We start from the raw sequence: 15,000 nt of genomic DNA, 5'->3' as shown, positions 1-15,000 counted from the left end.
TCTTTTCTCCAGATAACCTTCCAGTCAAGATGGTCCCGGTAGGTGGGATGATCTTCTCGAACATCGTGTTTTAAGCCAGAGCCTCTTCCAATAGGGCCAACTGCACGGCCTTTGATAGCATCCTCACGACTCATTTTACCCACATCTTTGGACCTAAGACCTACTAGGGGACCTTCCTCGTACATTTCCACGTATTTCTCGTATTCGGATTCCAGGTTGTTTATGATATCCTTTATCTGGCTAAGGTGGGTTTCCTTGGCATCCATTTTCACTCCCCCCACCACATTCCAGCCCATGTTCACCCGGTTACCAGTTAAGAGTTCTATGGCATCCATCACTGGTTCCCGGAGATAAAGCATATACATGAACAGAGTTTCGTGTTCAACCGCTTTGAAGTAGGTTGAATTGGCCAGTAGGTGACTCTGGATTCGGTCAAGTTCATTGGTCAGTACCCGTAAGTACTGTGCCCTAAGGGGGGCATGTTCCCCCGCTATTTTTTCAAAGGTCTCGGCAAAGGTCTGGGTGTGAATGTAAGAACAGATTCCACAAACTCTTTCTGAGAGAAATATGCCTTTTTGCCAAGTTTTACCTTCCATCACTTTCTCTATTCCTCTATGAACGTACCCATAATCGATTTCTGCGCTTAAAACTTTTTCTCCCCTGGTTTTAAGTTTGAGACGCACTGGTTCTTTCAGTGCAGGGTGTATGGGTCCAATTGGAAGTATCATGGTTTTTGCCTCCCTTTGGCTGCTATGGCATCAGGGCCCACTGCTAAAATGGCTGCTAAAATCTCTGAGGGTCGGGGTGGGCAGCCTGGTATTTCTGCATCTACTGGTATGAAATCTGATACTGGAGCGTAGATTTTACACCCTTCCTGGTTGAATACATCCCCGGTAAGGGGGCAGTTTCCTATGGCCACCACTACCTTGGGTTCTGGTGCTTTAGCATAAATTCTCTGTAAGTTTTTCTTCCACTGTTCGGACATGGCCCCGGTTACCAGTATCACATCTGCTTCACGGGGGTTGTTGTGTACGTAGATACCGTACTGTTCCAGATCATAGCGTGGAGACAGGAGTGCCACCACTTCGATGTCACACCCGTTGCATCCTCCGGTGTTAATCAGGCATACATGAATGGAACTTTTTCGTACAACATCTTTAAGGGCATCTAACATTGATTTACCTCGATTCATCTCATTAGGTATTCCAGTAAATCTTTCCTACCATCTTCCAGGGCTTTCTGGTAAGATTTACCGTTTAATATTTCAGCGGCAATTTTATTTTTGATCTTTTCCGTTTCTTCTTCGGACAATATGTTCATTACATCCGAAAGCCAGCATAATCTTAGATCAGCGTGGAGTTTTTCTTTTATGCAGTAATGTTTGGATGATTCATAACGCGGGTGCAGGGCCTCTAAACTGGCCATGTCCAGGCGTTTAATTAATATTTCTTCCAATTCTTCTTCTGATATTCCCAACTCTCTGGATATGGGTTCTATTATGTCCAGTTTCCAGCGGTAACTTTCAATGATCCGCATTTTCATTATGCGTAGTACCTCGTCCTCATCCATGTGGGATGTATCGTCAGTTTTCCCTATATCATCTCTGTTCAAAGGATCACCGTCCTCACTATCCAGATGATTCCAGCAACTATAATGCCAATGAATGTTTCATTCCTTCCATAACCCGGTCTCATTCCCAGTACCATGGCCAGGAGGAACACCCCAATGGTTACCGTGATATAATATGGTATGAAAGTGATTAATGCGCTGTTAAGGGCCAGTGTCCAGCCAATAACTGCCAGTATTAAGGCCAGTAGATCCATTTTACCAATGTAGTAGGGAGCCTTATATTTCCGGTAACTCAGGACCAGTCCTAGAATGGATCCCAGTACAAATGAAAGTATGTATGAGAGGTAAATTGTTTCATTCATTTAATCACCATTTAAACAGGGCGGTAAAGATATATGAAGGCGGCTATAAACACAATAAGAGTCAGAATCATGGCCCAGGTCTCAGCATTCTCTGAAAAGTGGATTGCTCCCTTTCGGTTAAGGAGGTAGGTGAGAATCATCAGGAGAAATACTCCTATGGTGAGTGGTAAAACTACAATCCACTGTAAGAAAGCTGCCAGTCCACTGGCCAGAACGGCTCCGAAGGCGGCCAGGGTCATGAGGAACAGTGTGTCTTTTTCTTGTATTTCCATTTTTGATTCTCCTTTTAGTACAGTAGAATGGCGAAGGATCCTACGATTCCAATTATGGCCAGGCTAACCTGTACCATTATGGAATGGTTGGGGTTCAATATGGGAGTTGTGGCGTTTATAAAGGCCACAATTGATGATAAGATTACCATGCCCACTAAGTACCACAATGGGCTTAAACCACCTATAAACACGGTTAAAAATACCCATAATAACATGTACCATGCTATTGACTCTGAAATCATCAGATATCCCCTTAGTACTCCGAAGTGCTCAGTTTCATATCCCGAAATGATATCTTTACCCTTGGTTATGGCAAAAGGGGAGTAAGGGGCTTTGGACAGTATCAACACAAAGAACATGACGGCAGCTAAGGGTATGCTGTATATTAATGGTCCGTGGGTCACCTGAAAACTGACGATTTGGTCTAGGTTCATGGTTCCCGTGGCAAAGTAGATGATGATGAGCACTGCAAACAGGGGTACTTCGGCTGCTGCAGAGAACACTGCTCGCACACAACTTAATTTACCGTAAGGTGACCCTGAGGATGAACCGGCGTTGTGTTCTACTATCTTGTGTATGGCGTATACTGCAAATATGAGTAAGAGTGAACCTCCGGTCACAGGACCCACAATTACCGCTGCTACCCATATAAAACATAACATGGCTGTTATTGCGATATAGAAAGGCATCGCTGCGGTTTTTGGAAATGATGATTCTTTAATGAAGAATTTTAAGGTATGCAGAAGGTGTTGAATAACAGGAGGGCCTGGTCTCATTTGTATTCTGGCCATTATCTTCCTCTGCAGTCCGAAAAGGACACTCCCCACCAGAAATGCGATGAGAACGTTTAACAGAATGTTTGCCATTAGGTTCAATATGATCACCGATTACTTAGTCCATTTTTTGCGGTTAATTCTAATTTGGTTAAGGTTATTCTTAGTAGTGTCCTTCTAGGTTAATATCCAATAAATGGTTCCCTGTTTTTATCTTCTTCATCTTCTTCCGGACCTCTTTTCATTACTATAAGTCCCAGGGATAAAATTCCCGTAGGTATGAATATAATGGAAATTGCATATACTATCCAGTTGGGTGGACTGAACAGGAGGGCGTAGATTATCCCTGCCAGGGAGATTATAAATATCAAATAACTTATCAACTTAAGTTTATCCATTATTTCACCAGTTTTCTTTTATTTTAACCATTTCCTTTGAATAACCAATTAAGCCGTTTATACAACTTTTTTTAGAATGGTTTGTTTATTATGAGGAGGATTTCAATTACTCTGACTATCACCAGTAAAGAGCTTAAATGAATAATCAGCAGGAAGGGAGAACCCGGGGTTCTGAACATTTCTGCCTTGGTGGCGTAAAACGGTGCCACACCAGTCTCACCAGCCACACCCAGGAATAACAAAATGGAACCAAAGATCATCATGGTGGTTGTGGGTATGTTAACTATTTCCAGGAGGCTAATGGTTCCAGTTGCGGCCAGTATCAGTGCTGCACCACCAAAGAGAGGTAATGTTGCTATCATGGCCACCAGACCATACTGGAAGGCAGCATCCAACACATCCACCTGTTTCACCGCAGCCACTATACCGATGTTAACGATACCAATGAGGCACACGAACAGGGTGAAATCAAAAACATCTCCGGTGATCATTGCACCGGCAGTGGCCAGTCCACATACAATGGCTAAAAATCTCCGGATTTTAAACTCCTTCTTGTCAACAGTCACTCCCTTATCTTTAAGGGTGCCAAATTCCGCTTCAATCTGAGTTTCTGTCTTGCTGATGGCAATGAGAGTAGTGAAGGCCAGTGCACTGGCGAACATGAACAGATTGAGGGGAGCCATGTAAAGGACAATATCTCCCAGGGGGATGTATCCCAGTAATTGTTGGCCCAGTATAATGATATCCATTTTATTTATCTCCTACTACTCCTTTTTGAATTCTTCACGGCCCATAACTCCAATAAGGCCCATTTTAAATGTTACTTTGATGAATATTCCAAATGCTGCCAAGAACAGTGCCAGGAGCCAGAACTGAGGGAATGCAAAGAATATCACAAATCCTACCAGCCACAGACACCATGCAATACCAGAAACTCCAGCCACACCTTCCCACAGGTCAGATGGAACTCCACGCATTCTTTTTGAAAGTACATAAACTAGTATACCTCCACCAGCAACTGCTCCCCCTGTAAATCCACTTAGGAAAGCTCCGTATGCTATTAATATGATTGCCAGGAATGTGGGAGCCGTGGTTAATATTTCCATATCCATTTTCAGGGGTAGGGGAATGAGATCCACATCTTTTCCCTTCTTTCTTATTTCCCGGCTCATCAGAATTTCAGAGATGGCCAGGATCTCAGCAAGATCCACCACCAGTCCCGGTAATATGAGTGATTCTGCCAGATCGGTTCCCACTGCAGCTACCATGATCAGCATTCCCACTCCCACAATGTCGGTGAGTATCAGGGCGCTTAAGTCGTTTTTCTGGTAGGATATGGCCATAAGTCCTATTATCCCTACCAGTAATCCGGTAAATATTGCAGGAACAAATAATGACACCACAATTGGAGATACAACACTTGGAACCAGTACCGATGCGCTCATTCGTCTTCCCTCCTTCTCATGGTAAAGTTAAGTGCCACCCACGATGCAATTACAAAGGCCATCATGAGTATGCTGGACTCCAGCACGGTGTCGAATCCCCTGGAATAGTACAGTATCTCGTCTATTAATCCACCAGGGGATGAATATATGGATGTACCAAAGTAGAGTGTGGTGTCACTCACCCCAATTGCAATAGGGGACAAGTAACTGGTTACCATACCTGCTTTTGCAGAGAATTGGGGGTACTGTGATTTAACGATTCCGGGTTCTGTCAGGGGGCTTCCACCACGGTCATAGGGGGCAAAGGGGTCCTGTTGGCTGATCTGTAGTTGTGGTTCTGGTCGGGGATACAGTTGATTCTCGTTGAGTGACATGGGTACCAGGAAACCCGCCAGTAATAAAACTCCCAGAATCACCGAGAAAAACCGGGGTATTCTCTTGGGATTGGCCAGGGCATTCCACAGTCGACCTATCCTAATCATAGTTCCGCCCCCACTTCTTCCAATCTTACTATGGCCCTCAACAGAATCATGGTAATTATGGTAGTTGCGGCAATGTAGGTTAAAAGGGCTATGGTGTGGTTATAGGTTAAAAATATCAGTGAAACACCGACTGCTGCGATTTCTGTGTTTAGGGTTCGCACAATAGGGTCTTTCACCCCGGGGCCAATGGCCGTACCAATGGCGCCCAGTATGGTGAGTGCCACTCCGGTGTAGAACCAGATGTAAATATCAAGCAAGGTTCCCTTCCTCCTGGGATTCTTCTTCTTTCTTCTTTCGGACCTCGTTTATCTTGATGATTCCAACCAGTAATATAATAATGGAAATAGGATCGAAAATGGCGGCGGCCATGGCCACATCAAGGTATTTGGCTGCTATGATCATTCCAATGAAACCTCCCTGGAGAAGTGCGAACATGATCACCTTATCCAGAGGCTTTGGAAGGGCAATGATCCCGGCAGTACCAATTAGGGCCAGTGCTGCCGATACAGTAGTTAAGTTTACAAAGTCCAGGTACATTTTATTTCACCAGTATCTCTTCTTTTACCCTTCCCAGAGAATATGCAATGGCATTGGAGCTCAGGGTAGAGGTCACAAAGAATGTGATGGCAATTATTGCTCCGAAGGGTGTTTGTATGTATAAACCGATAATTGCGGACATGCTAAAGCCGATAACGTTAAGATACAGTAAACGTTCTGAACGGTTCTGAGCCACAAGTGTGCGCAGTGCCATAAGCACCACGATTATGCCTAGTATTTCTATTAACATGATTTTCCACCTTAGGTTAGCTTGGTGTGTCTCCCCATTTTCTGGGCAATTTTCCCCAGCAGACGTGAAGCCCCGGGGTGGTACAGGCCCTGGATGGTAAGGATGGCCAGCACCATGCCCACAATGAAGTATTCAGGTTTAAACCCGATAAATGAGGTTAAAAATATTATGACAGTGATACTTAAAGCTCCGGTAGTACCGGCGTATCCCGGGTCAGCACACAGCCGATTACCAAAGTATACTAGAACCGCAGCTATTAATCCTCCCTCAGGGGTTCCTATGGCGTAGCAGGCAATTGAAGCCAGAAGTGTCCCGGCGGATGCATCAGGTGAACACACGATATTCCCCTGGAAGAATCCTCCGGCCAGATCTCCCCCGCGAGCCTGGATTGACCTGCCAATTACATCAGCCCCTTTAACACCTGGAGCTTCGGGAAGTCCCATCCAGGTGTCGATGAGCACGAAATTCAACCAGGAAATAACAGCGGCTATTACTATTCCTAAAATTTCATTCATGGGATTCCTCCGATTCAGGTACGGGAACCACCTTTTCTAAAATAAACTTACTGAATAAAGCAGTGATGATCCCGGTGATTAAGGCCACAATGTATCCCTGGTAGCCTAACTCATATACTATGGCGTAGAATCCAATAGCTAATACTGCAGTTGGGAATACTGCGCTTATGGTCCAGGATTTCCTCATAGGTTTTTCTGGAAGCAATGGTAATCTTAAAATAACGCCGAGTATCAGTGCTGCCGCCAAGGCAATGAGGTAACTGATCACATTAGCATGAATAATCATGATAAATAGGTGGTCTCCTTGATCTATATAAATGTTTTTACTTGAGGATATTATGTGGGTTATTACTGACAGGGTTTCCCCAATTTCTGTGAAATTCCGGGACAATGTTAATGTTCCCTTGAAAGGTGAGTTAACTGTTAAAAAAATTATCTTTTAGTTTTTAATATCATTAATGTGGAACCTTTAGCTTCTTATTTATTACATTTTAGATTGAAATCTATTAAACTTATGGTACCTTTACTTCAAGATATAAATGATTTACCAATATGAAATGCAGGGTATATTACGGTTATAATTATGAAAAATATATGAGATCGGGTTTTTGGTCGTTTTTTTTTTAAATGTAAGATATTAGGAATAAAATTATCCACTAACTCCAGGATAACATAGATTTAAATACTGATTTTCCTTAATTTTTGTATAAAGTTCTTATAGGTAAGGGTATTAAATGTAAGATGGGATAATGGGATAAAAATGAAAGTGTCTCTAAAGGATTTAGGTAAAAAGCTGTTGAAGGATCAGACGGACAGAACCACAATTCAACTGTTTAGATATCTTTTCGTGGGTGGAGCAGCTTTCATAGTTGATTTCGGCTCTCTGTTTATACTCACAGATTTTTTTGGTGTTTATTATCTAATTTCAGCTGCAATAGCATTTATTTTAGGGTTATTGGCAAACTACATTTTAAGTGTAAATTGGGTTTTTAATAGAAGGACTGTAGAAAACAGAACATTTGAATTTGGAATATTTGCCCTTATTGGAATAGTCGGTTTAGGACTAAACGAAGTTATTATATGGTTTTTCACGGACAATCTCCAAATATATTATTTGTATTCAAAAATAATTTCAGCAGTGATAATTTTCTTCTGGAACTTTTTGGCACGTAAATTCACATTATTCCGATAATTTTATTATTAAAATATTCTCAGGGGAAATTAATGGTTGACACTACTAAAAAAGCAATTATAATTGGTGCAGGCCCGGCAGGCCTCACTGCCGCCTATGAACTCTTGGATAAAACTGATATTAAACCCCTTATCTATGAAAAAAGCCATGAAATTGGGGGAATATCTAAAACCATTACTTATAAAGGTAATAAAATTGATATTGGTGGTCACAGATTTTTTTCAAAGTCAGATCGGGTTATGAATTGGTGGATCAATATTTTACCCCTACAGGGAGCTCCGGCCAGGGATGATATTGCGGTTGGACGTGAAGTGCCCCTTTCCCAAGACTCTCAGAAAAGGAACATAGGTTCTGTGGACACAGAAACTCATACTGCACCGGATCCAGAAAATGTGGATGAAGTAATGCTCAATCGCAGTAGACTTTCACGGATATTCTTCCTGCGAAAGTTCTTTGATTATCCAGTATCTATTAATTTCAATACTTTTTCTAATTTAGGGATAAAAAGAACTTTAAAAATCGGCACAAGTTACATAAAAACATCTTTTACTAAAATTAAACCTGAAAAATCCCTTGAAGACTTTTTTATCAACCGTTTTGGTATGGAATTATATCTTACCTTTTTTAAAGACTACACTGAAAAGGTGTGGGGTGTTGCCTGTAAAGAGATCACCGCGGACTGGGGATCCCAAAGAATAAAGGGACTTTCAATTACCAATGCAGTTATCCATGCTTTTAAAGAGATATTCACCCAGGATACATCTATATCTCAGAAGAACGTGGAAACCAGTTTAATAGGTCAGTTCATGTACCCTAAATATGGTCCAGGACAGCTATGGGAAAAAGTGGCAGAATTAATTACCGATAAAGGAGCAGAAATACATTACGGCCAGGAAGTAGTGGGAATAGAGGCCACAGATGACCGAATAACTGCTATTAAAGTAAGAGATGAGAAAACTGATCAACTAAAAAGAATAGAAGGAGACTATTTTTTCTCCACCATGCCAGTTAAAGATCTTATTAACTCCTTTGGGGCAGAAGTACCGACAGATGTTTCTCATGTAGCCCAGGGCCTGATGTATCGTGATTTTATAACCGTGGGTCTGCTTCTCAATGAACTGAATATAAAAAATCAAACTAAATTGAAAACTGTTAATGATCTGGTACCCGACAACTGGATATACATTCAAGAAAGAGACGTTAAGGTTGGCAGACTTCAAATTTTCAATAACTGGAGCCCTTATCTGGTTGGAGACGAGTCAAAAGTGTGGATTGGTCTGGAATACTTTTGTAACGAGGGTGATGAAATGTGGGAAATGTCTGAAGAGGATTTTGCGGATTTTGCCGTAAAAGAACTTGAAAAAATCGATATTATTGATCGGAAAGAGGTTCTGGATAGTGTGGTTATAAAGGTGCAAAAGACCTACCCTGCATATTTTGGCACCTATGATCAGTTTGACACAATTAGGGACTACACTGATAGCTTTAAAAACCTATTTTTAATAGGTAGAAATGGTATGCACCGTTACAATAATATGGACCACTCCATGCTCACCGCCATGACTGCGGTGGAAAATATAATGAAGGGAGTAGAATCCAAGGAAAATCTATGGGAAATAAATGCTGAAGAAGAATATCATGAGGAAAATAATAGTTAATTAGGGTTATATTTTTGAAAAAGCCTAAAATGTGACGTTTAAGTTTAATTTTAAGCCATATAATCCATTTAATTTATAATTATTTCAATAAAATTTCAATAAAAAAAATAAATTTAAATAAAAAGAATTAGGAAGTCCTATTCTCTTTATTCATGAAATAGTTTAACTGGTCCTTCAGTATATCATTCAGACTGTAATCAATTTTACTGCCTAATTTCTGGATTTTATGGGTGTCGGCAAATAAGATTGGAACTTCCGCTGGTCGGAATCGGTCTGGATTGAAATCAATCAAAACTTTTCCTTGTTCGGTGTCCACGTTGATTCCTTTATCTTCCAGTTTGTATTCCAATTCATTTTCCAGGATTAACTGGTCAACTTTGGTTTTAGGGAACTTAATACCAAAAATAGGGCTTTCATCAACTTCAGTGGGGTCCTGGATTTCTTTACCCCCATTTACTGCTTCGATTTTGTTCACATTCCATCCTGCTTCTTCTAAACCAACCAGTATATAGCTGAGAACAGAGTTAGTGCGCATGGAACCCTGGTTGTATACTTCTCCAGAGTGTCCCTTTTCTGCAAGTAACAGGTATCCCTGGACAATATCCTTTACATGGGACCAGTCACGCAGGGCATTGAGGTTTCCAATAACAATACGGTCGGTTTCACCAAATTTAAGTTTCATAATCTGGTTGGTCACTACGGAGGTAACGAACATGATCCCTCTTCCAGCTCCTTCGTGGTTAAATGCCCGGGAAACCACAGTATCCACACCGTAAGAGTGATAGTAATTGCGCATCAGATAATCCCCGTAAACCTTAGACACGGCATAAGGAGACATGGGTCTTAGGGGGTTAGTTTCCTTTATAGGTACTTCTGGTATCCCTTCTGGTTCGGGGAAAATTGTTCCGTATTCTTTTTTAGCATTTTCATACTGTTCCTGGGAAGATAGCACCAATCCATATTCTTCACTGGAACCAGCAAAGACAATTTTCGAGTCCTGGTCTTTAATACGTAAAGCTTCCAGCAGGTTAGCAGTTCCCATACAGTTAATGTTCTGGGTTTCCTGGGAGTTATGGAAGGATCTTTCCACAAATGATTGAGCAGCCAGGTGGAAAATGTAATCTGGCTCAGACTGGTCAAGAGCTCCAGATAGAGAGGTTATATCGGTAAGATCCCCTTCAATCAAGTTCACATCGGTGCTGATTCCACGGTCGATGATGTTTTTAGCTGTTGTTCCATCAGCCCTTCTTCTAATCAATCCATAAACATTAGCTTCTCGGGTGACGAGTTCTTTAGCTAAATAAGAACCTGCAAATCCACCTATACCGGTTATAAGAACATTTTTGTCTTTCCAATTCATGTTAATACCTCTTGATATGGTTAATATAAGTTAAATTAAATTGAAAATTCTCTACCACTATTTAATTAATTGAAGTATAACTTATTTTTTCGGTTTATTAATTGGTTTAAATCAGGATTTTAAAAATATTATTATGGTGTTGTTTTTTCATATATGGCCACCACTCCAAATGTTTTTATGATATGATAACCTTGGAGATTGGGATGGGATTTATTGGAATCAAAATAATAGTAAACCCCGTTTTCTTGCAGATAGTCAGCGAATTCCTCGGTATTATTGTAATTTTTTGGATACGCTCCAGTGGTGTCTTGGTGGAGATACCAGGTTACTGCGTTGGGGTAATCCGAACCAATTACTTTACTACTGTAACCGGGGTCATATCCTTTAATCCATTCACTGGCATTGTTTATATCCACGGTGAATGTTTTTTGGGGGGTGTGTCCAATGTAGGTAGCGGTAGCTGATGATAAACATATTAATGCTACCATTAAATAAATCCATCCGGATTTAGAATTTAGGCCTTTAATTCTAGGTTTTAGTTCCCCCATAAATTGACTTAAACCCAAAATTATGAAATAAGTAAATGCCGGGGCCATGGTGATGAAATATCTATCCACTTTAAAGGGTAAAATGCCGTGGAATATGAAATAGGCACCAAACCAGGATAAAAACATCAGGTCCAGAGCTAATTTACTATCCACTACAAATTTTCCCCGGGCCATAAATCTATATAAAAGATACACCAAGACCAGTAAGAAAATTTCGCTCAGAATTAGAGATTTATTATAGAAACTGAGAACTAAACCCATGAAGAGAACTAAAACCACGATGAGCTTTCCTAAATTGGCAAGATTGGCCCGTGAAATATCATTTTCCTTTCCAGTGCTTAAAACCCGGTAAATATATGAAGAAATTCCCATAACACTTATTATGGCAATCATATATGCCACTACCGAAGGAATACCTTCAGAAGGATTCAATAATTGACGGTAAGTGCCCTGAACTGGTCCTAACGAGATATAATTCAACGAATTCTGAAGGAAATATAATAAGTTTGAGTTGTAAGCTACATCTTCCACACCGGAGGATGAAGAGGTTACAACATCAAAAAACAGTCCGAATAGGGCACTGGTGTCCAGCTGCAGTATGAAGTATGTGAAAATGGCCAATAAAACTCCAAGCTCTATTAAAATTCCCAAAATAACCTTCTTTTTCATGTGGAGAATCTCTTTAACCTGGTTTAGATTAGCCAAAATGTAGAAAATCATGGGGACGACTATCAAACCCGCAGTGTACCTGGTGAGTAAGGAGACAACCAAAAGTGGCAGTACCAAAAACAAAAACTTTGAATCCTTATTTAATCCAATTACCAGGAAATAAAGTGCCCAAATTGAAAAAACAACTCCTGGAAGATCTATACCTCCACTTACAGCCCAAGCCATTATCACTGGTAAGGAAATGAAAATTAAACTCCCGGCTAAACTCTTGGTAGGATCGAATCTCTCCTTTAACAGTAAATATAATCCAATGACTCCTAAAATAAATATTAAACCACTTATAAGGAATATTACATCCACGGAAACATATCCCATTCTGAAAACAAGGGAGGTCACTACGGGAATCAGGGGTGGTAGGTGATTAACAACTCCACTACTTCCCATATTTGCAAAATGAAGGGCATTATTCAGATAGTTGAAAACATCCCAGTAAGGAACACCTATTTTTATTTGAACCTTCAAAAGATAAGCAACCAGCACTCCTGTAATCAGGATCAGTATGGTCAGTGGTTGGTGAAGCAATTCACCTAACTTATCAAAAAAAGATCCATTATCTTGGGCTCGGTCCAATATACCACCAGTCGGCACTGTTAATTTTTCCACAACTATTGATTTTTAACGAACCACTGCACAGTTTCGCCCAGTTCATCAGCAAAATTGATGGATGGTTTAAAGTTTAATACTTCTGCTTTGGAGACATCAGCTAGGGAATGTTTTATGTCACCGGGTCGTGGTTCCTCGTAAATGGGGCCCATATTTTTACCCAGTGTTTGGTTAATTACCGGGACCAGCTGATTGATAGTAGTTCTTTTTCCTGTGGCTATATTATATGCACCCGTGTAATCTGACAGGCATGCTCTTAAATTTGCTTCCACAATGTGTTTAACGTATATGAAGTCCCTACTCTGTTCACCATCACCAAAAATAACTGGTCTTTCCCCCTTCAATATACGGCTAATAAAATGTGGAATTACCGAAGCATACTGTGAATTAGGGTCCTGCCGGGGGCCAAAAACATTAAAATATCTAAGGGCAATGGTGGGTAATTCATAGATATCCGCAAACAACTGACAGTACATTTCTCCCACAGCTTTACTCAGGGCATAGGGTGAAACTGGTTTAAGGGGGGTGCTTTCAGATAAAGGTAAGTTAGTGTTATCACCATAAACAGCTGCTGATGAGGCGAAAACCACCTTTTTAACTCCACTGTCACGGGCAGCTAAAAGAACTTTCAGAGTACCTGTGATATTTACTAAATTACACTGGATAGGATCAGCTACACTGGCCGGCACACTGGCCATGGCTGCATGGTGGAAAACATAATCACAACCTTCAAAGGAGTTTACCAGATCAATTTCTGTTATATCCCCCAGATCCAGGCTAATGTTACTGAAATCAAGATGTTTGATATTTTTTATACTGCCTGTGGTTTCATTATCCACAATAACCACTTCATTTTCTTGGCAGAGCCTCTCCACCAGATGGGAGCCAATAAACCCAAGACCCCCAGTAACTGCTACTTTCTTATTTCTCATAATAATCCTCTAAAAGATATAAAGTTCTATCTTAACCATATTTTTTGATGAATCTAATTTACATTTACCAGAATGAAAAGTGATCGGTAAACATTTTTTGTGTCCGGCAATTTATATAAATCAAATTGAATTTTATATTGGCCTGGAGAATTTTCGGAAAAGTTGAATGGTATTTCAATTTGTTCATTGTTTTTGAGGGTTATTTTCTCATTTTTTAATGTTTTGTTATTTTCAGTAATTTTAAGCAGATAGTTTGAATTCAAATTTTCATGGTTAGCTACACCCACAATAAGATTACCAATTTGGTTAACGTTTAGATTAGTGGGATAATCACTCGCTTTCCCTTTTGTTCCCAGTAGGTAGAATTCTGTATAGTTATCACCTTCATTGGGATTTAATATTATATAAAATATTCCAATGATCCCTAGTATTATGCCAATTATTATTATTATGGAAATAAGTCCTTCAACCTTCATGGAACACTCCCTTAGTAGTGGTAATTACATTTATAATTAGTATCTAACTTCCGTAAATTTTTATTCTCAATGTATTTAATTTTTTTTAACTCTGTCTGTGATTCTTTTTGATAAAAAACTAATGTCTGTAGAGACTAAAGAGAAGTTAATACCTAATATAATTAATTAAAATTAAATAGTTTTCGTGGTCTTGATTTGAGTTGCTGGAAAATAAAAAAAAATAAAGGGGCTAAAGCGATCTTTGGACATTGATTAGCGGAATAGTAGCTATTAAAAGCCAATTGATATCATGTTCTTGCTTGGTTTAAGATTGCAGTTGCCATTTCTAAAATATTACCACTGGTTACTAAGAAGTTGTATCCATGGTTGATCAGGAACTGGTCGGGATTATTCAATCCATCAGTGTACACACCCTGTGAATTGTAGCCATGATCGGGTAAGGATTTACTGAAGTTATCGTCGTGTGCTCGTGGAAGGAAGTTAACACCACCATTTAATTTCTTAGTTGGTAAGTTCCTTATGTCCCATCCACCGACTTCTGTTGTCCAAATTGAGAAAACCTTTCTAGTTCCTTTAATACCCAAATAGTAACTTTGTGCCATTGCATAGATAGTTCCAGCGCAAGCTCCTCCATAAATGTCAACTACTAATGCATCTTGAGGTACATCTGTATCACGCAGAACACCATTTTGTGTATCAGGACCTACACCCCATCCAACAGCAGATATTCCCCATGACTGTAATATACTAGCTATGGATGCCAATCTAGCCCAATCTCCTTCAATAGTTGTGCTTATCCTATCGCTAGTAAGGTAAACTGGTCTTGCCCAGGGTTTCATTGCGGCGAAGGCTGCTTTGTTTCCGCTGGTGTTGTAGTAGTCGAGGATCATGCTGTACAT

22 protein-coding genes (1 of these 22 only partly in view) are annotated in these 15,000 nt (G+C 40.2%); 2 read left to right on the top strand and 20 right to left on the bottom strand.

Going from position 1 to position 15,000, the window contains the following annotated elements; translation table 11 throughout:
* The 15 genes from QC759_RS06140 to QC759_RS06070 all read right to left on the bottom strand — a co-directional run.
* Positions 1 to 728, bottom strand: the 5' portion of a protein-coding gene (locus tag QC759_RS06140) for a hydrogenase large subunit (protein WP_048073390.1). 409 nt of this gene lie to the left of the window's left edge; only the first 728 of its 1,137 coding nucleotides appear in the window; its start codon is at positions 726 to 728; the stop codon falls past the left edge of the window.
* Complete coding sequence (locus QC759_RS06135) at positions 725 to 1,174, bottom strand: NADH-quinone oxidoreductase subunit B family protein (protein WP_048073389.1); 450 nt, start codon at positions 1,172 to 1,174, stop codon at positions 725 to 727. The genes QC759_RS06140 and QC759_RS06135 overlap by 4 nt, the downstream gene beginning before the upstream one ends.
* A 14-nt stretch (positions 1,175 to 1,188) precedes the next feature.
* Positions 1,189 to 1,611 (bottom strand): EhaM family protein, encoded by a 423-nt coding sequence (locus tag QC759_RS06130; RefSeq protein WP_081944570.1) that lies wholly within the window; start codon positions 1,609 to 1,611, stop codon positions 1,189 to 1,191.
* Positions 1,608 to 1,931, bottom strand: a complete 324-nt coding sequence (locus QC759_RS06125) for a DUF2104 domain-containing protein (protein ID WP_048073388.1) — start codon at positions 1,929 to 1,931, stop codon at positions 1,608 to 1,610. The genes QC759_RS06130 and QC759_RS06125 overlap by 4 nt, the downstream gene beginning before the upstream one ends.
* A gap of 11 nt (positions 1,932 to 1,942) precedes the next feature.
* The gene (locus tag QC759_RS06120; protein WP_048073387.1) at positions 1,943 to 2,203 is read right to left on the bottom strand and encodes a hypothetical protein; all 261 of its coding nucleotides are present in this window, start codon (positions 2,201 to 2,203) and stop codon (positions 1,943 to 1,945) included.
* 14 nt (positions 2,204 to 2,217) lie between these two features.
* Positions 2,218 to 3,078: a respiratory chain complex I subunit 1 family protein gene (locus QC759_RS06115; RefSeq protein WP_048073386.1), complete on the bottom strand. Its 861-nt coding sequence runs from the start codon at positions 3,076 to 3,078 to the stop codon at positions 2,218 to 2,220.
* An 80-nt stretch (positions 3,079 to 3,158) separates the two neighbouring features.
* Entirely contained in the window at positions 3,159 to 3,374 is a 216-nt protein-coding gene (locus QC759_RS06110) for a hypothetical protein (RefSeq protein WP_048073385.1), read from the bottom strand.
* A gap of 71 nt (positions 3,375 to 3,445) precedes the next feature.
* Positions 3,446 to 4,123: a proton-conducting transporter transmembrane domain-containing protein gene (locus tag QC759_RS06105; RefSeq protein WP_048073384.1), complete on the bottom strand. Its 678-nt coding sequence runs from the start codon at positions 4,121 to 4,123 to the stop codon at positions 3,446 to 3,448.
* Between the two features lie 15 nt (positions 4,124 to 4,138).
* Positions 4,139 to 4,819: an EhaG family protein gene (locus tag QC759_RS06100; protein WP_048073383.1), complete on the bottom strand. Its 681-nt coding sequence runs from the start codon at positions 4,817 to 4,819 to the stop codon at positions 4,139 to 4,141.
* A complete protein-coding gene (locus QC759_RS06095; RefSeq protein ID WP_048073382.1) occupies positions 4,816 to 5,301 on the bottom strand; it encodes an EhaF family protein in 486 nt (161 codons plus the stop codon). Before QC759_RS06095 ends, QC759_RS06100 begins: the two co-directional genes overlap by 4 nt.
* Entirely contained in the window at positions 5,298 to 5,558 is a 261-nt protein-coding gene (locus QC759_RS06090; protein WP_048073381.1) for an EhaE family protein, read from the bottom strand. Before QC759_RS06090 ends, QC759_RS06095 begins: the two co-directional genes overlap by 4 nt.
* Entirely contained in the window at positions 5,551 to 5,838 is a 288-nt protein-coding gene (locus tag QC759_RS06085; RefSeq protein WP_048073380.1) for an EhaD family protein, read from the bottom strand. The genes QC759_RS06090 and QC759_RS06085 overlap by 8 nt, the downstream gene beginning before the upstream one ends.
* Position 5,839: 1 nt before the next feature.
* Complete coding sequence (locus QC759_RS06080) at positions 5,840 to 6,088, bottom strand: DUF2109 domain-containing protein (protein ID WP_048073379.1); 249 nt, start codon at positions 6,086 to 6,088, stop codon at positions 5,840 to 5,842.
* Between the two features lie 11 nt (positions 6,089 to 6,099).
* Positions 6,100 to 6,603 carry a [NiFe]-hydrogenase-3-type subunit EhaB gene (gene ehaB, locus QC759_RS06075; protein WP_048073378.1) on the bottom strand — a complete coding sequence of 168 codons (504 nt, stop codon included), beginning with the start codon at positions 6,601 to 6,603 and terminating at the stop codon, positions 6,100 to 6,102.
* Positions 6,596 to 6,889, bottom strand: coding sequence for an energy-converting hydrogenase A subunit A EhaA (locus QC759_RS06070; RefSeq protein ID WP_048073960.1), 294 nt, complete (start codon positions 6,887 to 6,889; stop codon positions 6,596 to 6,598). The genes ehaB and QC759_RS06070 overlap by 8 nt, the downstream gene beginning before the upstream one ends.
* Positions 6,890 to 7,363: 474 nt before the next feature.
* On the opposite strand from QC759_RS06070, the gene QC759_RS06065 reads away from it, so the two are divergent.
* Together QC759_RS06065 and QC759_RS06060 are read left to right on the top strand one after the other, a co-directional pair.
* Positions 7,364 to 7,795, top strand: coding sequence for a GtrA family protein (locus QC759_RS06065; protein ID WP_052660009.1), 432 nt, complete (start codon positions 7,364 to 7,366; stop codon positions 7,793 to 7,795).
* Between the two features lie 32 nt (positions 7,796 to 7,827).
* Positions 7,828 to 9,453 (top strand): NAD(P)/FAD-dependent oxidoreductase, encoded by a 1,626-nt coding sequence (locus QC759_RS06060; RefSeq protein WP_048073377.1) that lies wholly within the window; start codon positions 7,828 to 7,830, stop codon positions 9,451 to 9,453.
* 127 nt (positions 9,454 to 9,580) lie between these two features.
* On the opposite strand, the gene QC759_RS06055 is transcribed toward QC759_RS06060, so the two are convergent.
* From QC759_RS06055 to QC759_RS06035, 5 genes are all read right to left on the bottom strand, one after another.
* Positions 9,581 to 10,813 carry a GDP-mannose 4,6-dehydratase gene (locus QC759_RS06055; protein WP_048073376.1) on the bottom strand — a complete coding sequence of 411 codons (1,233 nt, stop codon included), beginning with the start codon at positions 10,811 to 10,813 and terminating at the stop codon, positions 9,581 to 9,583.
* A gap of 131 nt (positions 10,814 to 10,944) precedes the next feature.
* Positions 10,945 to 12,660: a glycosyltransferase family 39 protein gene (locus QC759_RS06050; protein WP_279845338.1), complete on the bottom strand. Its 1,716-nt coding sequence runs from the start codon at positions 12,658 to 12,660 to the stop codon at positions 10,945 to 10,947.
* 35 nt (positions 12,661 to 12,695) lie between these two features.
* Positions 12,696 to 13,625: an SDR family oxidoreductase gene (locus tag QC759_RS06045; RefSeq protein WP_048073375.1), complete on the bottom strand. Its 930-nt coding sequence runs from the start codon at positions 13,623 to 13,625 to the stop codon at positions 12,696 to 12,698.
* Positions 13,626 to 13,678: 53 nt separating this feature from the next.
* Complete coding sequence (locus QC759_RS06040; RefSeq protein ID WP_048073374.1) at positions 13,679 to 14,101, bottom strand: DUF1616 domain-containing protein; 423 nt, start codon at positions 14,099 to 14,101, stop codon at positions 13,679 to 13,681.
* 287 nt (positions 14,102 to 14,388) lie between these two features.
* A partial coding sequence (locus tag QC759_RS06035) for a hypothetical protein (protein WP_279845336.1) occupies positions 14,389 to 15,000 on the bottom strand: 612 nt, incomplete at its 5' end.

The organism is Methanobacterium formicicum (assembly GCF_029848115.1).
In the GTDB taxonomy this organism is placed as follows: domain Archaea; phylum Methanobacteriota; class Methanobacteria; order Methanobacteriales; family Methanobacteriaceae; genus Methanobacterium; species Methanobacterium formicicum.
This window is presented reverse-complemented; position numbering and strand designations above follow the sequence as displayed.

Coding starts and splice junctions, on each gene's coding strand:
- QC759_RS06095 (WP_048073382.1), bottom strand. CDS start 5,301: ATGATTAGGATAGGTCGACTGTGGAATGCCCTGGCCAATCCCAAGAGA.
- QC759_RS06045 (WP_048073375.1), bottom strand. CDS start 13,625: ATGAGAAATAAGAAAGTAGCAGTTACTGGGGGTCTTGGGTTTATTGGC.
- ehaB (WP_048073378.1), bottom strand. CDS start 6,603: ATGAATGAAATTTTAGGAATAGTAATAGCCGCTGTTATTTCCTGGTTG.
- QC759_RS06085 (WP_048073380.1), bottom strand. CDS start 5,838: ATGTACCTGGACTTTGTAAACTTAACTACTGTATCGGCAGCACTGGCC.
- QC759_RS06080 (WP_048073379.1), bottom strand. CDS start 6,088: ATGTTAATAGAAATACTAGGCATAATCGTGGTGCTTATGGCACTGCGC.
- QC759_RS06135 (WP_048073389.1), bottom strand. CDS start 1,174: ATGTTAGATGCCCTTAAAGATGTTGTACGAAAAAGTTCCATTCATGTA.
- QC759_RS06105 (WP_048073384.1), bottom strand. CDS start 4,123: ATGGATATCATTATACTGGGCCAACAATTACTGGGATACATCCCCCTG.
- QC759_RS06100 (WP_048073383.1), bottom strand. CDS start 4,819: ATGAGCGCATCGGTACTGGTTCCAAGTGTTGTATCTCCAATTGTGGTG.
- QC759_RS06055 (WP_048073376.1), bottom strand. CDS start 10,813: ATGAATTGGAAAGACAAAAATGTTCTTATAACCGGTATAGGTGGATTT.
- QC759_RS06065 (WP_052660009.1), top strand. CDS start 7,364: ATGAAAGTGTCTCTAAAGGATTTAGGTAAAAAGCTGTTGAAGGATCAG.
- QC759_RS06120 (WP_048073387.1), bottom strand. CDS start 2,203: ATGGAAATACAAGAAAAAGACACACTGTTCCTCATGACCCTGGCCGCC.
- QC759_RS06060 (WP_048073377.1), top strand. CDS start 7,828: ATGGTTGACACTACTAAAAAAGCAATTATAATTGGTGCAGGCCCGGCA.
- QC759_RS06040 (WP_048073374.1), bottom strand. CDS start 14,101: ATGAAGGTTGAAGGACTTATTTCCATAATAATAATAATTGGCATAATA.
- QC759_RS06125 (WP_048073388.1), bottom strand. CDS start 1,931: ATGAATGAAACAATTTACCTCTCATACATACTTTCATTTGTACTGGGA.
- QC759_RS06110 (WP_048073385.1), bottom strand. CDS start 3,374: ATGGATAAACTTAAGTTGATAAGTTATTTGATATTTATAATCTCCCTG.
- QC759_RS06070 (WP_048073960.1), bottom strand. CDS start 6,889: ATGATTATTCATGCTAATGTGATCAGTTACCTCATTGCCTTGGCGGCA.